Annotated in this window: 28 protein-coding genes and 1 pseudogene; 9 read left to right on the top strand and 20 right to left on the bottom strand. The window is 44.3% G+C overall.

Annotation, left to right across the window (positions count from 1 at the left end):
- Positions 1–107: 107 nt before the first annotated feature.
- The 4 genes from AB6D93_RS01780 to AB6D93_RS01765 all read right to left on the bottom strand — a co-directional run bounded on the left by AB6D93_RS01780 (position 108) and on the right by AB6D93_RS01765 (position 5847).
- Positions 108–1256, bottom strand: coding sequence for a lipocalin-like domain-containing protein (locus tag AB6D93_RS01780; RefSeq protein ID WP_017068753.1), 1149 nt, complete (start codon positions 1254–1256; stop codon positions 108–110).
- On the bottom strand, positions 1246–3699 hold the full coding sequence (locus AB6D93_RS01775) for an ABC transporter permease (RefSeq protein ID WP_102333195.1): 2454 nt from the start codon (positions 3697–3699) through the stop codon (positions 1246–1248). The genes AB6D93_RS01780 and AB6D93_RS01775 overlap by 11 nt, the downstream gene beginning before the upstream one ends.
- Positions 3680–4351 (bottom strand): ABC transporter ATP-binding protein, encoded by a 672-nt coding sequence (locus AB6D93_RS01770; RefSeq protein ID WP_017060385.1) that lies wholly within the window; start codon positions 4349–4351, stop codon positions 3680–3682. The genes AB6D93_RS01775 and AB6D93_RS01770 overlap by 20 nt, the downstream gene beginning before the upstream one ends.
- Before the next feature lie 122 nt (positions 4352–4473).
- A complete protein-coding gene (locus AB6D93_RS01765) occupies positions 4474–5847 on the bottom strand; it encodes an MATE family efflux transporter (RefSeq protein ID WP_017060384.1) in 1374 nt (457 codons plus the stop codon).
- Between the two features lie 98 nt (positions 5848–5945).
- Here AB6D93_RS01765 and AB6D93_RS01760 point away from each other — a divergent pair, with 98 nt between their 5' ends.
- Positions 5946–7376, top strand: a complete 1431-nt coding sequence (locus tag AB6D93_RS01760) for a DUF2867 domain-containing protein (protein ID WP_102333194.1) — start codon at positions 5946–5948, stop codon at positions 7374–7376.
- A 258-nt stretch (positions 7377–7634) separates the two neighbouring features.
- On the opposite strand, the gene AB6D93_RS01755 is transcribed toward AB6D93_RS01760, so the two are convergent.
- The 3 genes from AB6D93_RS01755 to rsuA form a co-directional block, all read right to left on the bottom strand.
- Positions 7635–8294: a DUF2913 family protein gene (locus tag AB6D93_RS01755; protein WP_102333193.1), complete on the bottom strand. Its 660-nt coding sequence runs from the start codon at positions 8292–8294 to the stop codon at positions 7635–7637.
- Complete coding sequence (locus AB6D93_RS01750) at positions 8294–9511, bottom strand: Bcr/CflA family multidrug efflux MFS transporter (protein ID WP_102333192.1); 1218 nt, start codon at positions 9509–9511, stop codon at positions 8294–8296. The genes AB6D93_RS01755 and AB6D93_RS01750 overlap by 1 nt, the downstream gene beginning before the upstream one ends.
- A 200-nt stretch (positions 9512–9711) precedes the next feature.
- The gene (gene rsuA / locus AB6D93_RS01745; protein ID WP_017060380.1) at positions 9712–10407 is read right to left on the bottom strand and encodes a 16S rRNA pseudouridine(516) synthase RsuA; all 696 of its coding nucleotides are present in this window, start codon (positions 10405–10407) and stop codon (positions 9712–9714) included.
- A gap of 97 nt (positions 10408–10504) precedes the next feature.
- Here rsuA and AB6D93_RS01740 point away from each other — a divergent pair, with 97 nt between their 5' ends.
- The 4 genes from AB6D93_RS01740 (at position 10505) to AB6D93_RS01725 (ending at position 14998) form a co-directional block, all read left to right on the top strand.
- Complete coding sequence (locus AB6D93_RS01740; RefSeq protein ID WP_102333191.1) at positions 10505–12247, top strand: DEAD/DEAH box helicase; 1743 nt, start codon at positions 10505–10507, stop codon at positions 12245–12247.
- A 180-nt stretch (positions 12248–12427) separates the two neighbouring features.
- Complete coding sequence (locus AB6D93_RS01735; RefSeq protein ID WP_017066076.1) at positions 12428–12826, top strand: PepSY domain-containing protein; 399 nt, start codon at positions 12428–12430, stop codon at positions 12824–12826.
- A gap of 61 nt (positions 12827–12887) precedes the next feature.
- Positions 12888–13547 carry a response regulator transcription factor gene (locus AB6D93_RS01730; protein ID WP_017060377.1) on the top strand — a complete coding sequence of 220 codons (660 nt, stop codon included), beginning with the start codon at positions 12888–12890 and terminating at the stop codon, positions 13545–13547.
- 104 nt (positions 13548–13651) lie between these two features.
- Positions 13652–14998: an ATP-binding protein gene (locus AB6D93_RS01725; protein WP_017066077.1), complete on the top strand. Its 1347-nt coding sequence runs from the start codon at positions 13652–13654 to the stop codon at positions 14996–14998.
- Positions 14999–15075: 77 nt separating this feature from the next.
- On the opposite strand, the gene AB6D93_RS01720 is transcribed toward AB6D93_RS01725, so the two are convergent.
- Together AB6D93_RS01720 and AB6D93_RS01715 are read right to left on the bottom strand one after the other, a co-directional pair.
- On the bottom strand, positions 15076–16383 hold the full coding sequence (locus AB6D93_RS01720; RefSeq protein ID WP_102333190.1) for an LssY C-terminal domain-containing protein: 1308 nt from the start codon (positions 16381–16383) through the stop codon (positions 15076–15078).
- 14 nt (positions 16384–16397) lie between these two features.
- The gene (locus AB6D93_RS01715) at positions 16398–17126 is read right to left on the bottom strand and encodes a glycosyltransferase (RefSeq protein WP_102333189.1); all 729 of its coding nucleotides are present in this window, start codon (positions 17124–17126) and stop codon (positions 16398–16400) included.
- A 367-nt stretch (positions 17127–17493) separates the two neighbouring features.
- Here AB6D93_RS01715 and rplY point away from each other — a divergent pair, with 367 nt between their 5' ends.
- Positions 17494–17772 (top strand): 50S ribosomal protein L25, encoded by a 279-nt coding sequence (gene rplY / locus AB6D93_RS01710; protein ID WP_017060373.1) that lies wholly within the window; start codon positions 17494–17496, stop codon positions 17770–17772.
- 168 nt (positions 17773–17940) lie between these two features.
- On the opposite strand, the gene AB6D93_RS01705 is transcribed toward rplY, so the two are convergent.
- The 3 genes from AB6D93_RS01705 to AB6D93_RS01695 all read right to left on the bottom strand — a co-directional run bounded on the left by AB6D93_RS01705 (position 17941) and on the right by AB6D93_RS01695 (position 19890).
- Positions 17941–18333: an NUDIX hydrolase gene (locus AB6D93_RS01705; protein WP_017060354.1), complete on the bottom strand. Its 393-nt coding sequence runs from the start codon at positions 18331–18333 to the stop codon at positions 17941–17943.
- 61 nt (positions 18334–18394) lie between these two features.
- Positions 18395–19156 (bottom strand): nucleotidyltransferase domain-containing protein, encoded by a 762-nt coding sequence (locus AB6D93_RS01700; protein WP_102333188.1) that lies wholly within the window; start codon positions 19154–19156, stop codon positions 18395–18397.
- Between the two features lie 122 nt (positions 19157–19278).
- Positions 19279–19890, bottom strand: a complete 612-nt coding sequence (locus AB6D93_RS01695; protein WP_102333187.1) for a DNA alkylation repair protein — start codon at positions 19888–19890, stop codon at positions 19279–19281.
- A gap of 204 nt (positions 19891–20094) precedes the next feature.
- Between AB6D93_RS01695 and AB6D93_RS01690 the strand changes: the two genes are divergently transcribed.
- A complete protein-coding gene (locus AB6D93_RS01690; protein ID WP_017065388.1) occupies positions 20095–20616 on the top strand; it encodes a type II secretion system protein in 522 nt (173 codons plus the stop codon).
- 18 nt (positions 20617–20634) lie between these two features.
- Here the strand turns inward: AB6D93_RS01690 and AB6D93_RS01685 are convergent, their stop codons facing one another.
- The 7 genes and pseudogenes from AB6D93_RS01685 to AB6D93_RS01655 all read right to left on the bottom strand — a co-directional run bounded on the left by AB6D93_RS01685 (position 20635) and on the right by AB6D93_RS01655 (position 24383).
- On the bottom strand, positions 20635–21156 hold the full coding sequence (locus AB6D93_RS01685; protein ID WP_102333186.1) for a GNAT family N-acetyltransferase: 522 nt from the start codon (positions 21154–21156) through the stop codon (positions 20635–20637).
- Positions 21157–21158: 2 nt separating this feature from the next.
- Positions 21159–21695: a GNAT family N-acetyltransferase gene (locus tag AB6D93_RS01680; RefSeq protein WP_102333185.1), complete on the bottom strand. Its 537-nt coding sequence runs from the start codon at positions 21693–21695 to the stop codon at positions 21159–21161.
- 50 nt (positions 21696–21745) lie between these two features.
- A pseudogene (locus tag AB6D93_RS01675) lies at positions 21746–21844 on the bottom strand (DUF3465 domain-containing protein); the annotation flags it as partial.
- A gap of 39 nt (positions 21845–21883) precedes the next feature.
- Positions 21884–22135 (bottom strand): TIGR03643 family protein, encoded by a 252-nt coding sequence (locus AB6D93_RS01670; RefSeq protein WP_017065384.1) that lies wholly within the window; start codon positions 22133–22135, stop codon positions 21884–21886.
- A 123-nt stretch (positions 22136–22258) separates the two neighbouring features.
- The gene (locus AB6D93_RS01665; RefSeq protein ID WP_102333184.1) at positions 22259–22780 is read right to left on the bottom strand and encodes a GNAT family N-acetyltransferase; all 522 of its coding nucleotides are present in this window, start codon (positions 22778–22780) and stop codon (positions 22259–22261) included.
- A gap of 146 nt (positions 22781–22926) precedes the next feature.
- Positions 22927–23739 carry a hypothetical protein gene (locus AB6D93_RS01660; RefSeq protein WP_102333183.1) on the bottom strand — a complete coding sequence of 271 codons (813 nt, stop codon included), beginning with the start codon at positions 23737–23739 and terminating at the stop codon, positions 22927–22929.
- A gap of 218 nt (positions 23740–23957) precedes the next feature.
- On the bottom strand, positions 23958–24383 hold the full coding sequence (locus tag AB6D93_RS01655) for a hypothetical protein (RefSeq protein WP_004734639.1): 426 nt from the start codon (positions 24381–24383) through the stop codon (positions 23958–23960).
- A gap of 527 nt (positions 24384–24910) precedes the next feature.
- Here AB6D93_RS01655 and AB6D93_RS01650 point away from each other — a divergent pair.
- Positions 24911–25102, top strand: a complete 192-nt coding sequence (locus AB6D93_RS01650) for a hypothetical protein (protein WP_102333182.1) — start codon at positions 24911–24913, stop codon at positions 25100–25102.
- A gap of 206 nt (positions 25103–25308) precedes the next feature.
- Positions 25309–25728 (top strand): BLUF domain-containing protein, encoded by a 420-nt coding sequence (locus tag AB6D93_RS01645; protein WP_017067227.1) that lies wholly within the window; start codon positions 25309–25311, stop codon positions 25726–25728.
- A gap of 106 nt (positions 25729–25834) precedes the next feature.
- On the opposite strand, the gene AB6D93_RS01640 is transcribed toward AB6D93_RS01645, so the two are convergent.
- Entirely contained in the window at positions 25835–26785 is a 951-nt protein-coding gene (locus AB6D93_RS01640) for an OmpA family protein (RefSeq protein ID WP_102333181.1), read from the bottom strand.
- Positions 26786–26797 lie beyond the last annotated feature (12 nt).

The raw sequence follows: 26797 nt of genomic DNA, 5'->3' as shown, positions 1-26797 counted from the left end.
GAATTAAGTATAGATGAGATCATCGAACCTGTATGCACAATTCATTGGGGGACGCTAAAAGGCGCAGGCATAAAAAAAGGCTATCAAATTATAGCCTTAGGTGTTTTTTAGTAGCCAGTTAACTGCATAAAGCCTGTCGCTTCATGGCTCCCGCTCGCCTTAATCGGCCCTTCCCAATATGGTATGACAAATGGAAGCCACATATCCCTGCGTATAATACGCGTTGTGAGGTTGATATCATGCTTAGGGACGTTAATGATCCACTGCAAAGGCATCCGTCTTCCATTCATCAACGTTGTATTTTGCAATGGTTGAATGGAAATGTCGGATTCCGTTAATTGGTAAACTTTGCCTGAGCGCGTTGCTAATGTCCCGAATATGTAAGGCAACTGTTGGTTATGACGATAGCGGTTAATGCTCAGCGCTGTGCCGTCATCGAGGTTAAATACAAACCAATCCCAACCTTGTTGGCCCACTCCAAGTAAGCCACTGCCCCACTCTTTATGTACCCACGCAGTTCCTTCCACTTCCTTGGTAACGCCGTCTAGGTTCAACACACCGCTCAACGATAAAAATGGAGCGCTGAAGTTATAAGACGCGACAGGTAATAAGTCGTGCTTTTTCTGATAACCGTTATCGCCGTTGAGCACATAGGGCCCTTTTGCAATGGTGTCGAGTTCAAGTCCAAACGTGTCTGTTTGCACTTGAAGGCGTCCTGGGAATGGGGTGTTGCCGAGTGCACGCCAGTTCCAGTTATCAATCCAAAGCCTGAATGGACGATTAGTCATTCCCGCTTGGCCAATGCCGCCACGAGCCATGCGCTGTTCTTTCCATACTTTGGACTTAGAAGAGACCACTACATTTGAGATATAGACTTGAGGGCTTTGCCACCCTGGTGTTTCACGTTCGTCCGTTGCGATACGGAAAAAGCTCCACTGGACCGAATAGTCTTTACCATCATCACCTTTCAAAGACGCAAAGTAATGCCACCACTCGTGCTGAAACTCTGGGTGGAACTTAAAATCTTGTGGTAGCGACACATTGCGGTCTGGCAAAACAGGTTCGAACACATTGAAGTGTTCATTAACCAATATTGAGTTAACTTCATTCACGCCCTTTTCACCAGGATCGATGAAATAGGAGTAATAACCCCAAACACTTAAAAAGATGCCGAAGAAACTGATTAATAGCAGAGAAGACAGGATTCGTTGTCTTAACTTAGTTGAGGTATTCCGTAAAAACATACTAAAGCGCATCCCTCAGTGACTTCATCGGAGTGTTCCGAATCATTCTCATCACTGGTAAAGCACCAGCTAGCATCAATGCTGCCATGGCCCATGCAAATGTCTGCAAATAGTCCCAAGGAATCACTTGTAACTCGAGTGACCACCCAAAAGACTGCTTGATCACGATATCTACAATTAGGCTCGCTAGCGCTAATCCGAGCGGAATCGCAATTAAGGAGGAAATAAGCCCGAACACAAACAGCTGCAAACTACCTGTCAGGATCAGTTCTTTCGCCGAGACACCCAAACAGCGCTGCAAGGAAATATGCCTTTGGCGAGATACTTCACCCGCAACCGTCGCGAAGAAGATACCGAAGACGGCGATAACCAAGGTGATATTGCCTAGTGTATCTGCAATCGCGAACGTTCTATCAAACACCCGCATCGCTTGACTGTGAATATTGTTATTATCGAAAACACGCTCAGAACCAAGCCTGAATACACTTTCTAATCGGTTGCGAAGCCCTAGTGAATTCACATCGTCTTTGAGTATTACGCCAAGGCCGACATTTCCCCGCCCTGCAAACCCATACAGCCAATTTCGATGCGACATCATGACTTGATGGTAAGGGTTACCGTAATCGTAATAGACACCGACAACCTGCCAACCAGAGCCGAGACTGTCATAGAGGTCGATGTAGTCGCCAGGGCGAATCCCCAGCTTGAGAGACATCGATTCACTGATCAACACACCTTTAGAGTGATGTAAGTGATACCAGTAATTCGGAATACCTAATTTGATCGTCAGCGCTTCTAGTTCGCCTTCAGAAGGGCCTGTACTGACCACCTGAATACTACCGACTGGAGACGCAACATCTTTCTCCCAACGCCACCAAACCGAATCCACTTCAGGTTGGTCAGATAACCAATTACTCATACGAGCAGCGGCATTGTTGGTTGGGTAGATATAAAGATCGGCTGCCAAACGCTGTGTTAGCCATTTATCAGTGGTATCTCTAAAGCTACCGACCATGGTTTCTACACCAATATTGGCTGTTAAGGCCAACATAAAGGCCATCGTCGCCACGCCACGGTAACTCATACTGGAGGCTGCATCAGCAAAGAACCAGCGAGCACGAACCCAGCGCAACGAATAAGAGAGGCTGTTAAATAACTTCCACATCAAAAACGGGGTAAATAGCGCCACACTGATCAGCATTAGCGCGATAATCGCAAAACCCGTCTCTTGAGTCTGAGGGGCTTGATACACGGCGACAGCGGCAACCAAGAAGCCACAGCCAATCAATGCTTGCCAAGTAAACTCTGTACCCGCAAAGCGCATCAAAGATAAGCGAGAGGTCAAACGAATCGGTTGTGATCTAAGCAAACGCACCAATGGCCAAGCGCACGCTAAAAACGCACCAAGTAACGCCATCAATAAGCTGTAGCCGCTCCATCGCCAATTCCAGTCGATCGTTAAGCCAACGTTGGCGTCGTATAAGTCGCCTAAGCTTGAAGATACCGCTGGTAACAATTGGTTGGCTAACATGACACCGAATACATTACCGCAGATCCAGCTCAGTACGACCAATATCAACAATTCTAAGCAAAGCGCTTTAGCCAATTGCCAGCCCGATACACCTGTTTGTCTTAAGATTCCGACTAACGGTTGGCGCTGAATAAATGACAACGACATCGCTTGATAGAAAATAAATAAACCAACCACAAACGACAGCATACCCATCGCTTTTAGGTTTAAGTGGAACGCACTGGTCAGCGACTCAAGCTCTGCCTTAGAGCTACGAGAGATCGTCAAACCATTAGGTAACATATTTTTAAGACGTTCAAACTTCTCAGTGGGCATGTCTGAACAAGCAATCACTGAAAGCCCAGCACTGCGTTTAAGCATTCGGAGCAAGGAGATATCCGCAATCAACCTTGTACCATTAATCATATTATTTTGATCAACAACCACAGGACCAAGTTCAGAACCATCCATCAAAGGGATGTAATCACCGTTGTGCCATTCCATGTGTTCAGCAAGATCATCACTGACAAGGATTGGATATGGTGGCTTCATGAGGTTCAAAGCGGTAAGATCTTTTAACGCTATACCAGGTTGTAGCTGAAGCATAGAAACAGGATCTATACCGACAACCATGAAGTTTGCGCCATTTTCATCAGTGATACGATGGTGATCAAGAGGAGAACACTGTTGAAAACCTTCACGGCGAAGTTGGATATAAAAGCCTTGCGGGATTTTATTGGCGTTGTGTTTTGGTCGAATACGGTAAGGAAGAGGATTCGAAAAGAGTTTTTCGCCATGCGCATAGCTTTGCTTGGCGTGTTGGTTGATAGCAGTAACACCAACCAAAAGTGATACGCCGAGGGTTAAACCAAGCCATACCAAAATAATCTGCAGTGGGTAACGTCGATAGTGACCGAGTAGTGCCTTAACTACGGGCCATAACATGCAGTTGCCCTCCTTGCAGACGGATCCTACCATCCATATGCAGAGCTACTTTTTCACTGTGTGTTACCAACAGCAACGTACATTCTAATTGACGAGCCAAAGAGGTCAGCAAACGCATTACCGCTTCTGCATTACGCTCATCTAAACTACCGGTCGGCTCATCGGCCAGCAATATTTTTGGTTCCATATACAGCGCACGCGCAATGGCCGCACGTTGTTGTTGGCCACCAGACGCTTCTTCAGGGTAACGGCCAAGTAAAGGCATAAGATCTAAAGCAGAGAGAATCTGTCTCCAGAGACCTTTGTCTTCAGGTAAGCCTTTTAACTGGCGGCAAAAACGGATGTTATCGGCAATATTTAACGTTGGCAGTAAGTTGAATTGCTGAAAAATATGGCCAATGTTGTTTCTGCGATAAGCGGTGCGGTCACGCTCGGTTGAGTCGTGCATATTGAAGTGAGGAAAAGCGATTTCACCTGAGTCCGCTAGGTCTAAGCCCGCGATAAGATTCAGTAAAGTACTTTTACCTGAACCGCTTTCTCCCATTAATGCCAGCTGGTCACCTTGGTTTAATGTTAATTCAGCACCTTGCAAAACAGGGTGAAACTCCCCCCCATCGACATAGCCTTTACATAGGTCTGACAGCTTTAACATTAAACAGCTCGCATTAGTTAGAATTTGGAAGGAGAATCTACACTAATTCCCTGTTAGGAGGAAGTATTTTGAAAGATAGATCACACGCCAACGATAAAGTGATGCGATTGGTGCGCCCTACTTCAACTTCCTATCAAGTTTTTAATCCATTTTCTTGTTTTCATGCGATAGAGCGACCCGCCCCACTTGAGGACTTCTTCCGTTAGGAAAAGCAGATATACCCACTCAGGTGGAAACTTAAAATAGATAGCCGCGATGGCTGCCAATGGGATACCGATCACCCACTGAGCAATCAAATCTTGATAGAGGCAGAACTTCACATCACCACCCGCTCTCAACACCCCAACGATCACAGTCAATGGCACCGAGCGAATGACAATACCCACACAGAGGATCAGAATGAACTTCTCTGAGAGGGCTCTGGTTTCTTCCGTCAGTGCGCTAAAGGCATTAAGTATTGGCGTTTGAACGAAATAGAGAAAAACGGCTACAACAATACTAGTTAAGAAACACAAAATTGTTAAGCCAAGCGCTTGATAGTAAACCGCTTCATTGTTTTTCGCACCAAGTTGATTACCCACCAAAACAGCTGCCGCATTCGAAAGGCCAATCAATAAACTCAATGAGATAGATTCAACCGGCGTCATGACCGATAGCGCAGCCAGACCTTGAACGCCCGATTGCCCCATGATCGCGTGGTAAGCAAACAAACCACCCGCCCATGCTAAGAAGTTAAACGTGGTCGGCAGAGACAGCTTCAAGAAGCGAACCACCTTATCAATCGAAGCTGCCGCTTTAATATCGCAAAACTTAAATGCTAATAAATGCTTAGAGAAATAGAGATAACCAAACAAAGTCGCGACTTCAATCGCGCCACTCAGTACCGTCGCAATCGCCGCACCTTTGATTCCAAGCGCAGGAAAGCCTAAGTTACCGAAGATCAGCACCCAGTTTAAGAACACGTTAGACAGGATGCCGATACCGCTGAAAAATGTACTTAGCCCGGGTTTGTGCATCGCTCTCAAACCCACAGCCATACTGCTGACACACGATACCGCTAGCATGCTAAATGACGTAATTACGATGTATTCAACGCCTAAGTTGATGACCTCTTGAGAGTCGGTCGTCACGCCCATGATTTGTGCAGGAAATGAAACGAAAAACGCGATAGTCAGTAAAGCAAACAGTGTCGACACCAGCCACGTCAGCGCAGTGCTTTCTCTCACACCTTGTCTGTTACCCGCGCCCCAATATTGAGCAGTAAGAAGAGCACCGCCCGTGGTAACACCCACCAGCATAATGGTCGTCACGAACATCGCTCGGCTCGCCACCCCCACAGCTGCGATGTCTGCTTCGCCAAGTTGGCCCAACATCAATACATCCACCAAGCCTCGGCTTGAAAACATAATGCTCTGCAAGGTGATGGGCAGTGCAATCGCAATAAGCCTGCGAACAAAATCACCTCGTGTGTGATGAATAATTGAAGAGAGCAACATTGAGAGATACCTAAACGGAACGTATTGATGAATAAAGATAAATATCGCGCTATTATATCAATGTTCGGTTTTTAACCACAGATATAAATGGAGTAACAATGAAGAAAGTACTGGTTTTAGGCGCTTCTGGATATGTTGGTTCGCAACTCCTCCCTCTCCTGCTTGAGCAAGGCTATCAAGTCACGGCAGCAGCAAGGCATATCGACTATTTAAAGGCACGGACCGAGCCTCACGAAAGCTTATCGCTTGAGTATCTTGATCTGGCCGAGCAAGCTGCGACACAAGCCTTAGTCCCCGACTTTGATCTTATCTTCTTTCTCGTCCATGGCATGGCGGAAGGCCACGACTTTATCGATTATGAGCTGAACTTAGCCCGTAACTTTGTTTCTGCTCTTGGGCCAAAGAATCAACACGTCATCTACCTGAGTTCTTTACAGCCTCAGACTGGTGATTCAGAGCACCTTCAAGCGAGAAAGAAAACCGGCGAATTGCTTCGTAAAGGGCCTGTACCCGTTACCGAACTTCAAGCTGGCGTGATCATTGGCCCAGGATCTGCGGCATTCGAGATCATGCGAGATTTCGTGTACAACTTGCCGATTATGATTGCGCCAAAATGGGTTGACTCTAAAGCCAACCCGATTGCTTTGCAGAACCTGAACCACTATTTACTAAAACTCGCACAAGACACGCCTAGCGAAAGCCAAACCTTTGAGGTTGGCGGGCCGGATATTGTCTCTTACCGAAACCAATTTGCTCATATTGCTAAAACCGCCGATCGTCCACTCAAACTATGGGCGACATCGCTACTGACACCAAAGATTGCTTCATATTGGTTAGGTGTGGTGACTTCTGTACCGTCTAACATAGGTAGAGCACTACTTGCAGGCTTAAAGCACGACTTCATCGCCAGTTCGACCATCATTAGAGAAAAGTACCCTCAGAAGCTTATCTCGTTCGAAAATATGGTTGAACAAGCCATTCACGCTGAAGGAAACTTTGTCAAAAGCAATGTATGGGGCTTTGATAAAACCGCATTCAAACGCTGGCAAGCTGGGTATGGCTATTACCCGAAGAAAACAGGCGCAAGTATCACCTCAAGCGCTTCATTGGAATCGCTTTGGCATGTTGCTCAGCAAATCGGAAGCCCGAAGCAAGGTTACTTCTTTGCTAACACTTTATGGCGCACACGCGAATGGTTGGATGTTCTTTTCGGTGGCGGTGTACCGGTTCGACAAATGCCAGAAGGGCCCAACCTAAAAGTCGGTGACAAAATCGATTCATGGAAGGTCATTCGCTGTGAAGAGAATCAGTTTTTATCTCTGCTTTTCGGTATGAAAGGCCCCGGTTTAGGGCGACTCGAGATTACTGTCTCTGACCACGGTGACTCTCGCGAGCTGAATATCTCGGCTTGGTGGCATCCAAAGGGGTTTCTAGGGTTACTGTATTGGTTTGCTATGATGCCAGCCCACCTGTTTATTTTTAAAGGCATGGTGAAGGCAATTGAGAAGCAAGCTAAAGAACAGGATTAAAAGCAGATGCGGGATTCGAGTGACGAGATGCGAAAAGATTAAAAGCAGATGCGAGATTCGAGTGTCGAGATGAGAAAAGATTAAAAGCAGATGCGAGATTCGGGTAACGGGATGCGAAAAGATTAAAAGCAGATGCGGGATTCGAGTGTCGAGATGCGAAAAGACTAAAAGCAAATTAGCGACACGCGCTATGAGAGGCAAAAAAAGAGCGGATAATTCCGCTCTTCATATCTCTCATCTCGTATCCCGAATCCGTTACTAGCCAATAACGCTAATTGGGATCTCTGCAAGTTGGTTGCCTTGGTTAACAGGGTAAACGATGTATTCACCGTGATACTTCACCGCAGACTTATAGTCCGTTACTTTGTGAAGCATGAAACCCGCTTCCATCGCTGCTTGAATGAACTCAGCGTGGTTACCACGAACAAACCAGTTCATTGGCTTAACCATCAACTCACCGTCGAAAGAGTCGTCACACTGTTTGCCACACAAAGCAAAAGAGTGCTCACCATCGGTGAAGAATTGAATCTTGCCGCCAGTCGTTAGCTCATCTTCACTCGATACGCTCCAACCCATCTCGTACATTTTGTCCATGAATGCTTCAACATCACTGTCTTTAAGCACTTTAGGATCTTCGCCTTCAGGGAAAAAACGCCCGTAAAACGCAGAAATACGTTTAAAGGTAAAAGTTAAATCAGAGTTATTGCCTTTTGAGCGACCCTGTTTCTGCCAGCGAACCAAGTCAGGCACAATCACGCGATCATAAGCTTGGGATTTAATTGCCTTTGTTACCCAACGAACCAAATAAAGGTTGTTCGCGATAGGTGCGTCAATGGCCTTGCCAGACTTATGTAGAGCATATAGCTCGCCTAGCGCATCATTCACTAACTTCTGAATTTCAATATAGTATTTTGACATTATGCCTTCTTTCCTAATGTCCAATATAGTAATGCTGACATTACTGCACATGCAGCCATTACCATAGCCATAGACCCAGCACTGTCACTTGGCAGCATCGCAACGATAGCCCCAACGACAGAACCAGTACCAAATCTTAATGTTCCCGCAAGCGATGAAGCCGTGCCTGCCATGTTTGGATAACCACTGAGCAATAGACCCATAGAGTTACTGCCGATAGTAGAGATGGTGCCAATAAATAGCATCACAAACGGCACGATTCCCCAAAGCCCGAGATCCAGCGCCCAACCGACAAGTAAACCTACGCCAGCCAGTAATTGGATGACCAACGCTGCCCTCAACATTGTATGAGAACCGACCTTCTTAACGATTCGACCATTGATTGTCGTCATCAGAATCATCGCAACAATGTTCAGACCAAATAGGTAACCAAACAGGTCAGGACGTACGCCATAGACATCAATGTAGACAAAAGAGCCTGCAGTTAAGAATGCAAACATCCCAGAGAACGAGAATGCACCCGAGAAAATCAAGCCCATAGCGGTCGGGTTTTTACATAAACGGGCGTAATTACGAATCGTGGTTTTAAAGCGCAATGGTTGTCGGTTTTCTGCAGGAAGCGTTTCTGGGATCTTCATCGATACCGCCAGAATCACGATCACCGCAAAAATAGCCAGAACCCAGAAAATTGAACGCCAACCGAACCACAACGCTAAGTAACCGCCAATCATCGGAGCAACCAATGGCGCAACTGTCATCACCAAAGTAACGAAAGACATGGTTCTTGCGAAATCTTCACGATCGAACATATCTCTTACCACCGCTTGGATGATAACGGCCGCCGCAGCACCAGCAAAACCTTGAGCGGTACGGATGTAAGTCAGCGCTTCAATGCCATGAGTTGTCGCACTCACCATAGAAGCGATAGCAAACAAGAACACACCAATAAGCAGTACAGGCTTGCGACCATAGCTATCCGCCAACGGGCCATGCAGCAACTGCCCCAGCGCGAAACCTGCGGTATAGGCTGTTAGCGTGATTTGTACCTCACCCGCCGTCACACCAAGATCTTTAGCAATGGTCGGCATCGCTGGCAGATACATATCAATGGCTAGCGGAGTAAGTGCACCAATCGCACCTAGAATCAAAAACAGCACTAAGCCTAATTGAGGTGTTTCTAGTTGGGAGCTTTGGCTCTGTGAGGTCGATGTTTGCATGGTTCTCCGAATGTTCAACTGATAGAGCTAGGGACTAGCGTGAGTACGCGAGTCAAAGATTGGCTGAGACTTTCCTAGTACCAGTCAACATCATCAGCCGACGCTATCCATGGTCGGCTTTACAACGAAAGGGCTATTTCCAGCAAAAGTGGTCTCTTGTTAAGAACAATTTCTTGTTAAGAGCAACTTCTAGCTAAGGACTACTTCCAGATTGAATCGACTTCTTCTTGCGTTAGGTAACGGTATTCACCTAACTCTAAAGATTCGTCCATCTCAATTTCGCCAATACGTTCACGGTGTAGTGCTTCTACCTTGTTACCAAGAGCAGCAAACATACGTTTAACTTGGTGGTATTTGCCTTCGTGAATCGTTAGCAGCACTTCACGCTCTGCACGAACTTCTAGGTGTGCAGGAAGTGTTAGGCCATCTTCGCTCTTAAGCTGGATGCCCTCTTTGAATTTTTCAACGTAATCGTCTTCAACAGGTTCAACCAACCACACACGGTACGTCTTCTCGCACTTGTGCTTTGGCGAAGTGATACGGTGAGACCACTTACCATCGTCTGTAATCAACACAAGACCTGTTGTATCAATATCTAGACGACCAGCAAAGTGCAGCTTGTCCATTTTGATTTCATCAAGTAATTCAAACGCGATACGATTTGCGCCATCTTCATGCGAACAAACAAAGCCTTCTGGCTTATAAAGCATGATGTAACGTGGGCCGTGAACATTCAGTTCATTGCCTTGCCATTCGACAACGCACTCTTCAGTTACCTTGAGTGAACCGCTTTTTTGAATGACATCATTTACTGTCACTGCCTTGGATTTTAATAAGTGTGTTGCTTCTCTTCGAGTGACGCCTAATGCATCGCACAGAAATTTATCTAAACGCATGAATACCTCAACTAATCTAAGTCGGGTATTATAGTCACCTTTGCTCAATTAGTTGAGCTATTTCACACTATTTGTTTTCCTTCTTACAAGACGCGATATGTATACACTCCGCCCGTACCAAGCTGATTCTGTAAAATCAGTGATTCATTACTTCAGAAAACACCAAACTCCGGCAGTGCTCGTGCTTCCGACAGGTGCAGGAAAAAGCCTTGTGATTGCAGAGTTAGCAAGGCTTGCGAAAGGTCGAGTGTTGGTGCTTGCTCACGTAAAAGAGTTGGTTGAACAGAACCATGAAAAGTATGAAGGTTACGGGCTGAAAGGCTCGATTTTCTCTGCGGGTTTAGGACGCAAAGAGACCGACCAACAAGTCGTGTTTGCTTCGGTGCAATCTGTGGTGCGAAATCTCGATTCATTCTCTAACCAATTTTCGCTGTTGGTTATCGACGAATGCCACCGTGTTCCCGATGAAAAGACCAGTAGTTATCAGAAAGTCATCACTCACTTACGCGAGAATAATTCGGGCATCAAGGTGCTTGGATTAACAGCGACCCCATATCGTCTTGGGATGGGTTGGATTTATCAATACCACACTCGCGGTCAAGTGCGTTCAGATGAGCCACGTTTCTTCCGCGACTGTATCTTTGAGCTGCCGATTCGTTACCTGCTCGATGAAGGTTTCTTAACTCCTGCACGCATGATTGATGCACCCGTGTTGAGCTATGACTTTTCGCAGTTAAAGCCCGCGAGCACTGGTCGCTACAAAGAAGCAGAACTCGACATGGTGATCGAGCAATCGAAACGAGCGACCCCACAGATTGTCGATCAGATTATTCACCTAGCCCAAGATAAACTAGGCATCATGGTATTCGCTGCGACCGTTCGACACGCGCAAGAGATCCTCGGCTTATTGCCAGAAGGTGAAGCTTCAATTGTGATTGGTTATACACCAACTCTCGAACGTGACCAAATTATCAGCGACTTCAAAGAACGTAAAATCAAGTTCTTGGTTAACGTATCGGTATTAACCACAGGTTTTGATGCGCCACACGTCGATTTAATCGCGATTTTGCGCCCGACAGAATCCATCAGTTTGTATCAACAAATCGTTGGCCGTGGCTTACGCCTATCTCCGGGTAAAAAAGAGTGTTTGGTGCTCGACTATGCGGGCAACAGTTACGACCTCTACCAACCTGAGGTTGGCGACCCTAAACCCGATTCAGACAGTGAAATCATCACCATCCCTTGCCCTGCGTGCGGCTTCAATAATAACTTTTGGGGCAAGCTAGACAGCAATGGCTTCTTGCTTGAGCACTTTGGGCGCAAATGCCAAGGCTACTTTACCGATGAAGACACGGGCGAGCGCGAGCACTGTAATTATCGCTTCCGAGCGAAATATTGCGGTGAATGTGGTGCTGATAATGACATTGCTGCGCGCATTTGTCATGAGTGCGATGCAACCTTAGTCGACCCAGACAAAAAGCTAAAAGAAGCACTGAACCTAAAAGATGCCTTGGTATTTGAATGCTTGGAAATGGACCTCAACGTGCTTAAAGACGAGAAAGGTAAATCACAACTTAAGGTCACCTATCGCGGAGAAAACCAAGCGCAAGTGCATGAGTTTTGGTCATTAACCAGCAAAAAGCAGAAGCAGAACTTCAAAGACCAGTTTGTTCGCCCTCACCTTGCAGACAGACATCGCCCTTTCGAAGAAGCCTCACCGACGAGTGTGGTTGCTCACCAACATAGATTCCGCCCACCTCAATTCGTGATTGCCCGTAAAGTCGGACGCTTTTGGAAAATGAGAGACAAGATATTCGAAGACGAACTACAGCAGCGTTAAGGTTAAGAATAAAAGTAAGTCTTACGTTCTTAACACTCGGCAATTAATCTTATGTATTAAAGCCTGCGCCATTTAAGCGTTAAGTTTTTCGGTATCAAATTCTCATTATTAATCAGGTTCACTTTCTGTTCAGAATTACTTTTTTATACTGAACGCTATCAACCTTCTCTAGGATTCGCTATGTTTAGTAAAGCTATGATTTCTTTGTTTTCTATAAGCTTAGGCTTATTTGTTTCTGCTGGCGCATGGGCTGACTCACATCATAATGGTCATGAATTAGTGCAGGACGTTCATAAAGCAGGAACCAGCATCGAATTTGAAGAAGATCAAGACGAAGTCTACGAAGCTGTACGAGAAGGCTACATTCGCCCTTTCTCAGAAATGTATGCGGCGGTTGAAAACGATCTTCATGGCAGAATCATTAAAGTAGAACTAGAAGAAGATGACGACATTTGGGTGTATGAACTAAAAATCAATTACCAAAACAACATCATCAAAGTCGAATACAACGCTGAGACGTTAGAAATGCTTATGATCAAAGGCCGCAACTTTAAAGACGCAATTAAACACGGCGACTAGTTACGTACGACGAAGAGCTAAGCACGACGAACAGTCATTAGAAGAAATTAGAAGAACAATTATGAAAATTTTAGTCGTTGAAGATGAGCCTCGTTTGGGCCAACAAATTATTGAAACACTTGAGGGGGCCGACTGGGTTCCAGAGCTCTCTCAAGATGGTATCGACGCACTCTACCGTGCAACGTCAGAAGAATGGGACGCGATTGTCCTCGATTTAGGTTTACCTAAGCTTGACGGCCTAACGGTATTAAAAGGCATTCGAGACGAAAACATCAACACGCCAGTGATTATCTTAAGTGCTCGTGACACGCTAACTCAACGTGTTGAGGGCTTGAACGCCGGTGCTGATGACTACCTAACTAAGCCATTTGAGATGGTCGAGCTGATTGCCCGTATCCGAGCTCAACTGCGCCGAGCATCAGGCAGTGCTGCTCCGATACTTCAAATCGGTGATCTAAGCCTAGACACACGCAGTTCTAAAGTGTTGTGGCAAGGTCAAGCAGTTAGCCTCACGGCGCTGGAATATAAAGTTGTCGCGTACTTCATGCATAACCAAAACAAGGTTATCTCGCGCACTGAGTTGGTTGAGCATATCTACAAGCAAGACTTCGACCGAGACTCAAACACGGTTGAAGTGTTCATCGGTCGTATTCGTAAGAAAATCGCACCAAAGATCATCAAAACCGTTCGTGGCCTTGGCTACCAACTGAATGCTGAATAGCTCAGTCGTCAATCACGCCAAGAGCAACCATTAATTAAGTGGACAGCCTGTTCTGATCATCGCAATACGATAAGTTACGATGAGCAAAGGCAGGTTGGAAATGCATGAATCTAAAGAAACGAACACTTAAAAACATCAGTTTAAAAAGCCGCTTGCTCCTTGCTGCGGCTTTTTGGCTAGGTGCGATGATATTAGCGGCTGGTGTCGGGATTCCGAAACTGGTTAACGACTACCTCGTCGATGACATGAAGCAGCAGCTTGGCTTAACCATGGATGAGTTAACCGCCAATATCGAAACCAATGACAGTGGTAACCTGATCATGGCAGAGCGTCTGTCTGATCCTAGGTTCAACCAGCCCTACAGTGGTATTTATTGGCGCGCCGCTACCCAAGAGCAGATCATTCGATCTCGCTCGCTATGGGATAAAGACCTCACCATCAAGCGTTCACCGATTCACACATCAGTCAAAGGGCCAGAGAAAGAAAAGTTGATTTACATCGAGCAAGATATCTACCTGCCTGAACTGAGCGACCCTGTCACGATCACCATTGGTATTGATGAAGATCCATTAGAATCCACACTGACAGAGCTTACTGGTCAAGTCTGGTTGATCCTAATGTTGCTGTTTGTTGGCGTGCTGATGTTGATCGGTATTCAAGTCAGTTGGTCGTTATTACCGCTCAGCAAGATGCAACGCGAACTGGTAATGCTAAGAAACGGCGAGCAAGAAGGGTTAAGCGATAACTACCCGAAAGAGGTTTCTCCATTAGTCTCTGACCTCAATGCCCTGCTCTTTCACTATCAAGAGTTATTAGAACGAGCTCGTAACCACGCGGGTAACTTATCTCATGCGTTGAAAACACCGCTTTCAGTTCTAAAAAATGAGATAGAGCGACTTCCAGAGGATGACAAGGCACTGCTGCAACAGCCCATTCATCAGATTCAAAGCCAAATTGATTATCACCTTGGCCGCGCTCGTATGGCAGGTGCAATGAACATTCTTTCGGTGAAGTCTTCACCTTGTGAGCGTGTCGAAGCTATCTCAATGGCGTTTGATAAAGTCTACGCTGCCAATGAAGTCACCATGATTAACGAGCTAGACTCTGAGATTGAAGTGGCAGTAGAAAAAACCGACCTTGATGAAATGGTCGGCAACCTACTCGAGAACAGTTACAAGTGGGCGGGCAGCATTATTCGCGTCCATGCAAATGAACTCGACGATGGCAACATAGAGTTGGTGATTGAAGATGATGGCCAAGGCATTCCTGAAGAGAAGCTTGAGCAAGTGACCAAACGTGGCGTCCGACTTGATGAAACCACACCAGGAACAGGCTTAGGGCTTAATATCGTAAATGAAATGGCACACAGTTACCGAGGCAGCCTAACGCTCAGCAAGAGCTCAATGGGCGGCTTAAAAGCTTCTCTGGTGCTTAAAGTAAGTAAAGGCTGAACAAGCTAAGTAAAAGTTAAACACAATAAGCCCTAACGTAATGCTAGGGCTTAATTCTATCGACCTTATATACAACTCTATATATCGTTCACAGCAACATCCAAAGTTTGTGAATTATCACTAAGGGTCGTTGCTCCAATCGTTAATACCCGGCCATCAGTGTAATAGTCATGATCGTCATTGATCACTTCCACCGTTGCTAATGGGTACTTGTCTAACTCGATGTCTGGTAGTAACGTTCGTATCTGATTAGCAAGCCGATCTCGCTCTTCATCAACATTAGGGTCAATGTTATGAAGCACGGTCACAATGCCTGAGTAAGGCGTGACTTTAAGGCCATCATCATAGCTAATTGCGCCTAACCACTGAGGCTGGTTAGTTTTAATATCAACACCTGCACGCCACCAACGAATATGGCTGCGCTTCATCAGGTTACCCGGCAATTGAAAAGCCATATCTTGCGGCTTGTCTCGCCAATATAAATCAGACACTGGCGGCGTTTTTTCTCTAAGCAATGCGAGATAACCAACCCATTCAATCTCATTTCGAGAGAAGGTTTGATTCTCTATCCAGCCTAATTGCTTCATTAAGTCTCTTGGGGTTGCTCCAACATAAATTACGTTGATCGCTTGCGCCGAGTAGAACGAAGATTTACCGGGGAACGCTTTATAGGTAACCGAGTTCCAGTCGACTTTGTTTATTTGAGCCGTCTCTGGTTGATTCTGAAAGTCATCCGCTTTCCAGAAAAAGTGAGCGTAGTTCGCAAACAATACCCACGCCAACAACAGCGCACTAGACTTAAGTACTAAGCATCGCCACTTCATTCGGTAACCGATAATGGTGAAGACTAATACCGCGAACACACCAACGATCAAGCTATTATGCTCCGAGATAAATATCTTAAGGCTATTAAGCCACGGAAAGTTCTCAACGCCATGCGCTAGTAGCATGCCCCAAGCAATAAACTGCCCACCACCAAGAACCAAGCCTATAAAGGCCAATAAACTGAAATTACGCCACGGTACACGATGCGAGCCAGCTATAAATGGCACGACCCAAGCGATTGGCCCTAATAGGCGAGCAAAAATAATGATGTATGTGCTTTTTCGAGCAACCATATAACGACAACGCGCAATCAATCTTTTGGTTTTAGGACGAAACTTAATGAGTCTTCGTTGCGCTTTGGCACCGTATTTATAGCCTATAAAATAACTGATTTGATCACCAAGCAAGCCACCTAGCATCACCATCACCAAAGCCATCCATACACCCGAATACAGTTGAAAGCCCGCCGCGATATAAAAGGGCTCTCCCGGTACAAATAGGTTTGGGCCAATGAGAGCATCACCCAATGCTCCCAGAAACAGCCCTAGTCCATCAAACATAACAACCTCAATGCTTACTGTTCTTTGTAATGACCGAACTTGTAGTTCATCTCGTTGTTACGCATTTCGCCTTTAAAGAAGCGTCTTACATTGGCTTTAAGATAAGTAGAGCCTGTCTTCACAACGCCATCTTGATCTAATCGACGTGGGTCAAAGCCAAAGGTCATATTTAGGAATCTAAATCGCCATGTTTTGCTCGCACGTTTTACATAATCACAGTCCTCACAAAGGACAATCTCTTCATCGAAACCACCGATCTCTTCATGTGCTCTTTTGGTTGAGAAAATACACGCGCCAATCGCGGTTGGGAAAAAGAACTGCGTCGCAAATAAGCCCGCATTAAACAGCCCATAACCGAGTTTATGAACCAGTTGCAGCCCTTTTGAACTCATGTACACACCCGCCACTTCAAGCTTCTTCTCTTCTAGTTCATAAAGCGCTTTCGCAAGGAAGGTTCGAGGCAAGCTCACGTCAGCATCTAAGAAAAGGATTCGGTTGTATTGCGCCAATGAAGCACCCGTGTTTCGGCCAAGGCTCACACCACGGTTTTCCATGTGATGCACCGTTAATTTTGGCAACGCGTTTTCATAAGCTTGCGCCACTTCTCTGGTGTTATCTTCACTGTTCGAGTCGACAACAATCACTTCAAACTCTTGGTGGGTTTGCACGCTCAACTCTTCCATTAAGCGGCTAATGCGTTTCTCTTCGTTTAGCGTAATTACGACAATGCTTACCGGTTTCATATTTTCACCTATTCATTCTGCTGTTTAATTAACACTAAGATTAACGAACTAAGACTTAACCAAGTCTTAGGCAAACATTCATTTTCCGTTCATTAACTTGATGATTTAGCAGTGATATAAATAGATAAGGATTGCGATGTAAAAGGGAGTAAAATGCGCTAAACAAGCGTTAGCGAACGTTTTATCTCCAAACGAACCCATTATCGAAGGAAATTCACTTTGAGATGGGCTTCTGACTTGCTCATATTGGAATGTGATGTTAGTATCCGCGCTCGCTTAAGCATGAACTTTTATGTTTAAGCATTACCACACACTCAAGGTCGCATTGAGGTGTGAAGTTAATTTTTACTAATTTGAGAGTAAAACTATGAAATTTGAAGCAGTAGTACGTACTGAACTAGGTAAAGGTGCGAGCCGCCGCCTACGTCACGCTGGTAAATTCCCAGCTGTAATCTACGGTGGCGAAGCTGAAGCTGTAGCTATCGAACTTGTTCACGCTGACGTGATCAACCAAATGGACAAGCCTGAATTCTACGAAGCAATCACTCTACTGATTGACGGCGCAGAAGTTAAGGTTAAGCCACAAGACGTTCAACGTCACGCGTTCAAGCCAAAAGTTGAGCACATGGACTTCATCCGCATCTAATTCCCTACCAAGGAATAAGATTGGATTAATCCAGCCTTCTGCATAGAAAAGATAATCGATCTTACCAGTCGAGAAATCTAGAAATTCGAAACCCCGATGCTACCAACATCGGGGTTTCACCGTTTTTGAGCCCTCAAAAAACGTCCAAAACATCTTATCGAATCCAAACTAAAGATACCTACCCACGCGCTCTACTTCTTTCAAAGCAATACCATCGGCTGCTATACCAACAGGAGCTGAACCTAGTGAATACCACTTAACATCATCAGTCTCTTGAGCGGTGATATCTCCTTTCCAGTCACTCACGATAAAATAATGAATCAACTGAAGTTCCTTCGTAGGATGGTAAAGCGAACACAAGTATTGGTAATCAATCGGAACAACATTAAGTTCTTCATCAAGTTCACGAAACAGCGCCTGAACCTGGTTTTCACCGTGTTCAATATGGCCGCCAGGTATAGTGATTAAACCGGGATCGGTCTCCCTAGACTCACTACGCTTTTCTAGTAATACCTGCGATTCCTTCAGCATGATAAAAGAAACACACTCGTGGACATCCATCTAATTTTCCTAAAGCCGTTACAAAGGTAGTTAAGTTTGTTGTTCTAGCTTGTGTTAATGCTTAATTTACAACAAGCTTTTTACTCAGCCTTTCATACAATTCAAAAGCTTCTGTTTTAGATATCAAATTTCCGAGAGCGTATTGATGAGCTAGCTCAATATCGTCGCTTTGATTGGAGTAATAGCGCTTGGCGACTGCAGCGCACTGGCTCAGATTGGTGTACCAACTGCCGTCTTGCTCAGCCACAAAATAATACGCCGCTCGCACTAACTTTTTACCAATTACCTTAACGATATCCGCATCAGTCATTGTTTTGAAACTCGAGGGCATTTGCTTAAGAAAAGTCGATAAATCGCCATTAAGAGCTTGGGCTATTTCATTGCTGGGCTTATATCGTGGAAACTTTATAGATAGATCATTCCCCCAAATACAACAGCAACAATGCTTGAGCCAAAACTGCCAATGGAATTCTTCGTTGGGTTGCAGAACATCCCGCAGGAAGCCAGGATCGATATCAAGCTTGGTCACTTGCGGATAGGTTTGGGGTATGGTGTCGGAAAGTAGGTTAAATACTTCCTTTTCTCTCTGACCAACAGGCGTAGCGAGTACGATAGAAACATCCAAATCAGAGCTACCAACAATGGCCGTTCCTCTAGGCACGCTTCCATACAAGTAGATACCATCAACTTGACTTGGAAGTTCTCTTAGCAACGAATCAACGACTGCTGACACCACTTCTTGAAATTCAGGCGCAATGTTCTTTGGCGAATAAAGATTTTGAATGAACCCTTCTCGATCGAGTCCTCTAGTTTGTTCTTGCACCTTGGGTTCCTATTTTAATCGTTATAATTAATCACACCGGATTCTGATGATGATTTGAGGAGTGCCAGTGGTTAAAGTAACATTAACTCTCGCTTAGTTTTATCGTCCAACTTTTCAATCGCCTAGCGAAAAGCAACTCTTGGTATTGCGGCATGCTTAGCGTTTAAATAACCAATAACCTGTTGAGGTTCCTTTTTACTGAGGACTTTAAGCATCCAACCATATCCTTTCTGCACGAGGTCATGTCCATCTTCTAGCAATAGGTCTGCTACACAAAGCGGAGCCAACGCTGAGTATCGATTCTGATTGATCGGATAAATTAAGATGACAGCAGCAGCTCTACGTACAGCAAAATTCGAATGCTCGACCCATTTGGTTATGAGTTCGAACAACTCATTGTATTGAGACAGTAACTCACCAAACGCATGAGTGCAGAAGTCATCACAATCATTCCAGTCAATGACATACTCCATTAACCAATGCTCAAAGATTGGAAACGTTTCTTTCGAATATTGTTTTCTTACTCTAAAAGCCCAGTCGTAAGCAATAACACCTAACGCCCAATCCCTTTCTTCAAGCAATTGAGTACACAGGGACAAAACATTAGAGATATCTTTGTTTTTGATGGTTTTAAAAACGAGCGCCGATATAGATCGAACCTGCCCTGTTTTAACACTAGCCTCTGGATAACCAACGCCTGAAAGATGAAGCTTTACCGTTTCTACGAAATTCATTAATTGCCAAACCTTCATAGAACTAAAATTAATATCAAAGTGAGATACACAGCACTTAAACCATACGCATGAAATTTATAAAATATAAGTTACCTTAATCACAACATTCATTATTGAGCATTTAAATTACCACTAAAATAAGGATATTCCCTTTGGTAAGAGTAACTTATAATGCATACTAGCGGCCTTTAAAAGAGGTGCTAAATGAAAAAGAACGGTTTTACACTTATTGAGCTTGTTGTCGTTATTGTGATCCTTGGAATACTCGCCGTAACTGCTGCTCCAAGGTTCCTCAACGTAAGTACTGATTCTCATATTGCAGTTGTAAAAGGCACTGGAGCCTCTTTTAAAACAGGTGTCGATCTTGCCTATTCAAAAAATTTAACCTCAAACGGTGGCGGTGCTTCCACAAACGTCCCTATCTATGATGACTCCGCGACCGGCCAGCTTGACTTCAATGAATGGGGATATCCAGCCCAGCAATGGCACTTACCTGAAGAATCTCCAAGATTAGATAACGCTGAAGATTGCATTTCGGTATGGGGCGCACTGCTCCTCGATCCACCTAGTATTTCAAGTTTCAATTCACCAGAAGAAACCGACTACATTGCTGAATATATACAGACGGATCAGTGTATCTATCATTATCGAGTCGTACCGGGAATTTCCATTGACTACAACTCAATGAATGGTGACGTCACTGTAGACGATGAGCCAGATAACTAAGCGCTAAATGTTGGTCTTTCAGAGTACTTGGGAATTTACGGTTTCTCTCAATAAAAGTGGCAAACGTCGATCATTGGCTAAGCGATCTTCAAGTTGATAGCCACATCGTTTGGCCACGGCCTGACTTTTAAGATTCGAGCCTGCCATCCTAATTTCGACTCTTTTCGCACCTTTTTGAGTGAATGCATATTCTTCGATAATTCGGACAGCTTCACTCACGTAACCCAAGCCCGTTTTTGATGTTTGCAACCAGTAGCCGATTTCAAAGTAAGGGACAGTATCGTCTCTGATCATAAAGCCAATAGCCCCGATAAATGCCCCTGTTTGCTTTTCAATAATATTGAACCAGAACTCGCCAGTAAAGTTGGCGAAATTATTGGTAGCATCTTGAATGTTAAGTTCTAGCTGCTCTTTAGTTAGAGAATCAGAAACCCAAGGTAAGAATGGGGAAAACTCGGCCTTGCACTCATTTATCACCTCACACATCTCTTCGCTGTATTTTAATGATGGAGGGGTTAATTTGAGCCTTTCACTTTCCATCACTAAGCCTTTCCCCAATCAGATCGAACAACCGCCAACACAACTGTATCCCACCATTGACCTTTGAAGAATCGATGAGCTTTAAAACACGCTTCTTGTTTCATTCCCAGTGACTTACATAATTTAATCGCAGCCAAGTTCTTGCTGATGGTTTCGGCGTAGATACGGTGTATGCCTAACTCTGAGAAACCAAAATCAGCGAGGGCTTCAGATGCTTCTATAGAAAGCCCTTTTCCCTGAGTTTCCCTCGATAAAGCACAGCCCATTGAAGCTTGTTTATCGCGTTCAAGACGTAAACAAACGGTTCCAATAAACTTCCCCGAATCTTTGCTTTCAACCGCTAGTTGATAGGACTGGCGTGGTACTTCCAAAGCCTGTGCAACAAACAACTGAGTTAGCTCTCGATATTTGTTAGGTTCGCAATCACTTTCATCATAGAAACGCTGATACTTTGCGTCTTGAGAGATCGCAACAAAGGCACACTCGTCTTCGATACTCATATCTCGAAGAATCAACCTGTCAGTTTCCAGCTTAAACATCAAAATTCCTTTTTATCTTATAGCCTTGAAGGGAAAAGTCTCGGAGGTGTTTACTCGTATACTTTCCCGTTATGCTTCAACCAACCATGAGTGTGATGATTACGAGGGTCTTTGTGCGTCCAGTGCATTGCGCCACCTTTCTTGTTCCACAATCAAATGTCATTTGGGCTGACTAAATAAGTCCCTATCTAGCGGTGCTTGTATTGAGTCGGACAATAACCTCTCGAAACGTCCGAACTGCGTAGTTTTACATGCTTGGTCGAGCGCCCAGAAACACGTGAACGCCACAGCTTAAAACTGCCAAGCTTGAGATGGCTACGCATAAAACGAATCACTTCCGATTCATTTAAACCAAATTGCAGTTCTATTGCTTCAAACGGCGTTCTGTCTTCCCACGCCATTTCGATAATTCTTGATTCATTCTCTTTAGATAGCATCATGCATACTCTTCCTTAATAAACTGGAAGAAATACGCCCGTCTTAGATTTAAAGATCACAAGTGACTACTTTGAACTCCACGACTTATAAAGTTCAGTAAAACAACAAGCTAACTCAAATTATGGCTATTTGCTTTCCAGCCACTCAGAACGCAATAGACCATACTTAATCGAGTCATAATACTCGCCTTGGTAATAACGCACTTTTCTTAGCCTAGCTTCTTGCTGGAAGCCTAATTTAAGAGCTAGTGACATCATCCGCGGATTACCCGACCAAGTGGTTAAACCGACACGCTCTATCTGCTTGTTTTCGAATAGGTAAGATACCCAAAGAGGAAGAGCTAACGCAGCAATACCCTTCCCCCAATAGTCGGAGTTATAAATGACTACTCCGACTTCAAGCCAACGTGTCTCTTCACACTCCCAATAACAACTGACGGTTCCTACAGGCACATCGTCTACAACCACCAACTGTAAGTCGGATCCATTGAGTAACCGTTGAAACGAACGGCTTTCAAACTCTTCTAGTGATGGCGGTGAGTATGGAAAATAAGGGCCGTTAAACTTCGTCCACTCATCGTTTGAGATAACCAAGGAATAAATGGCTGCCAATTCGCTTGGCATGGCGGGCCTAACACTTACCTGCATTTTCTCTCCTTGGTTTGGTGCTTAGGTATGGTTCTTGGTCTAAGTTCTAGAGGGATTAGTCGCGACCACAGCAGTCATTAATCTCATAATAACCATTAATAATAAAGTAACTAAATCGGATGACTACCAATCTAGCAGCTAGGCAATCATGGGGTTAAATAAGCTTGTGCGAACTCTCTAAGCACTCTCGCATTATTGTGGTATTTGCTATCCCCGCACTTTGTGCCATCTACTCTGATGTCCGGGCTGGAATATGCAGGTATAACATCTCGCTCATAAGACATCACTGTGCCTCTGTCAGCACAAATTGTACCGAAGGAATATTGAGGAGCTCTTGGATACGTTCCAGAAATGTAACTTTCTATACTATCAAAATCTTTCAATAACGTTTTATAGTCATGATTAGCACCACTTAAATGGCCAATTTCATGCTCCATTAAGTAATCAGGGCAGTTTATCGCTAAAGAAAAAAAGTAGGATACCGAAGAAGACATACCACAATAATCAGACTCAAAGCTAAAATTATAATTAGAAAATACTATCCCAGTAAAAATGGGGACGCCGTTTTCTGTTGTTTCTGGAATCGGTTCTTCCATCGATAATTTTAATAACCTCTCTGCTGCCCCCAAATCTTGAAACCAAAGGCTGTCGATTTCAGACGTATAAATCACCTTGGTGACTTTTCGCGTCATAGGAATGCAGGAGTTTTTCAACACCAGATTCGAATAGCTTTCCCATGTCGCTATTTTAGAGGCAACAAATGCTTTGGAATATTCGGCTAATACAGATTCATCAACATAAAGATGGATCTCTGTATTCAAAGCCTCTCTCTTCGCACAAGTAGGAAACTCGATGCTTTGAGCATTGGAGAGTCGACTATTGCTCAACACTATAATCAAAACACAACCAACTAACTGGATGAGCCTTTTAAAAGAACTCTCACTGACTCGTGTATTCATTTCCACCCTCTCCCTATATTCAAAACCACAAAGAGCATCACAAATGCCGTGACTTAAGATTCATATCAATCCCCATTACACATATAAGCATTGGCCTCTCAAAGTAACCTGCACTATCTGTGTTTTTCAGAAAACAAAAAGCTCGCCATGCAATGACGAGCTTTATTGATTATGGGTGCTTAACGGTTATAAGACCCAAGCCTTAACCGATCTAACCATTAAGACACCTGATCGCGCAAAGCCAATTCAACGTTTTTCAACACTTTGAACTCTTCTCGAGTACAACCGCGCGCCACGGAAACCCAGTGGTCGCCAGTTTCATCGGCTCCTTTAAACTCTGCACGCAACTCATATCTTCGCCATGTAACAAACGCCAAGATAAAGGTCAGTGCAAGCATCGGTAAACCGAACTGAGGAACAAATGCCCAAGTCGCAGCCGAGAGAACTAAAGCCAACGAAACAATATTGATTGCGTTTTCTTTAAGACCCAATTGGCGAATTTCTAACTGTTTGATTTTACGTAAGCTGTACACATCTTTCTTAACTCGGAGTTCGTTAGAGCTCACCAGAAAATCTGATGCTTTGTATGACCTACGAAGTCGCACTAAATTCGCTAACCTGTTGCGTGTTTGATTCTTTTTCATCGCCTTTCTCCATGTTATTAAAGGTTAGTAAAAACTAATATAATCATGAAGTTAATGAACGAGTGCTTATTTTATAAATCAAACTAATATTAAAATCAAGCTTATGCAATTAATAACACTTATAACAACACCATCTTGCATGTGAAATTTCAATATGAAGAAGGCTTATTAAGGAATCTACTCATCATAAATCTGTGTACTTTAGTTAAGTTAGATATAGGCCGATAATGGTTCCAATAACCGACCAAACAGACTAAACGGCGGGCATGGTTCCTCCTGCTTTGTAACCACTTATTTCAACGCGATTTTTGCGACAAACTTCGTGTTCAAGGAATGCTGAACAGTGGTCACATAACGCTCCACTTGTCATAGGTAGCATAACTCCCTTGCCCACTATCCATCCGGCTTTTAAATACCTGAATCACTCAATTGAACATATCAATATAGCTTATCGATTAAGCAATTGATCTTATAATGTAGAGTCTGTACGCTTACACTATGCACACGGTTACCTAATGAAGATCACGATGAACGAACTACTGACATGCGGTATGGAACAGAAACAACGAACAACGGTGACGAGTTTATTCGCAAGAAATGGATTTAAGATCGCAACGACTGACTTTGATGATGTGACTTTCGAACGTGAAAATGTGTTGGTCAACGTTCGATTTGATTCCTCTTCTAACTTTGAATCGATTTCAACTCTAAACAACTAACGAGCTCACAAGCAGGTCGCTAAAATAATTGAATGGCCAACATTCGAGTCATTTTGGCGTATCTTGCAACCTGCCCTTTTCTACTTCATCCCCACCCTCTTCTCTTCCAAAAGCCACCGAGTGACAATTAAATCAATAACTCGCAATTCCATGATCTTGGCTTATATTTATTAATACCCTTTGAAAAAAAATTCGAAATGATGCCTATGTTCCTAACTCGGTTAATTTATGTCAGTACGCTCTGTGAAAGTTGCGATTCTCAGGCTTTGAACGACATTCTTCAGATTTCACACGACCGCAATAAGCAAAGCCATTTAACAGGCCTTCTAAGCCACAATGATAAGTATTTCCTGCAATGTATTGAAGGTTCGAGAACCGCAGTGAACCATACTTACAATCATATCTTGAATGACACGCGACACAAAAACGTCATGATTTTATATTTCAAAGAGATCGATTGTAGGCAGTTTGGTGATTGGTCTATGGGTGATATTCCACAATCTAGCCTAACTGAACTGGTTAATTTACAGTTTTCAACATCTGATCAATTTAACCCGTACGAAATGTCTGGCGAAAGTGCTTATCGAATGCTTTTAGAGTTAAAGCAAAATTTGCCATCTGAATAGATCTTCGACCCGACTTAATCCGTAGAGCGAGCAACAAAAAGCCCCAACGTATGGGGCTTTTTGCGTTTTATTGTAAAGGCAACTATTCGTTATTCTTCGGTGAACTCTAATCGCTCTCGCTGCTCACCGCTTCTTGTTCGCTGCCAGCAAGAGCTTGCTGTTCGGCGGTAATATCAGATTCTTTGAACACAATGAACGCGCGGCGGTTTAATGCATCGGCTTTTTCAGAGCGTTCATTAATCGCAGGCTGCAACTTACCAAATGACTTCACTTCCCAGATGAACTGCTTAGGGTCGAGTTTGGTTTTGAGGTATTCAACCACCGTTTCTGCGCGGCGCTCTGCCAGCTTTTCATTGTAAGGAAGTGAACCCGCTTGGTCGGTGTGCCCTGCCACCATTATGCTACCTTGCAGGCCGCTCAACTTAGTTGTGAAGTCATCTAACTGAGTTAGGTCTTCTTGCTTGAGTACTGACTTATCGAAATCGAAGTGCGGCGTCATTGCCATATAAACTTTACGTTCTGGTTTTGGCGGCTCACAGAAAGGCATCTCTTCGTACTTCTGAGCTTCTTCAAACACGATAAATGCACGGCGGTTCTCCGCTCGGTCTTTATCTGTCTTACCAAACAGAAGAGGTTGAGTCTCACCAAGATGTTTCACTTCCCAGTCATATTGCGTTGGGTCTAGTTGCCCTTTCAAATAATCTGCGACCGATTTAGCACGGCGCTGTGAAAGGCGCTCATTATATTCGAGAGAACCCTTGAAATCAGTATGGCCGACAATCGTGATACGCCCTTCGAGGCCTCTGATCTCTTTAACAAAGGTATCTAAGTTGATCTTGTCGAGGTCGCGTAATTGATATCTATCAAACGCAAAATGTTCTGCGATGGCAATATGCACCTCACGCTCTGGCGCCAAACACTCGCTGATTAAAAACTTAGACACATCGATGCCAGCAAACTTGTCTCGGTTCTCCTGACTCACGAACGTGTCGGTTGCACAGCCGGACAGCAACAAAGTACTCATCACTGCGCTTATTAGGAAAATAATTGTTTTCATCTTACTCTTAAC

The organism is Vibrio sp. 10N.247.310.23 (genome assembly GCF_041467155.1).
GTDB classification, from domain to species: domain Bacteria; phylum Pseudomonadota; class Gammaproteobacteria; order Enterobacterales; family Vibrionaceae; genus Vibrio; species Vibrio crassostreae_C.
Note: the sequence above shows the minus strand (reverse complement) of the source record. Positions and strands in the feature narration are given on the sequence as shown.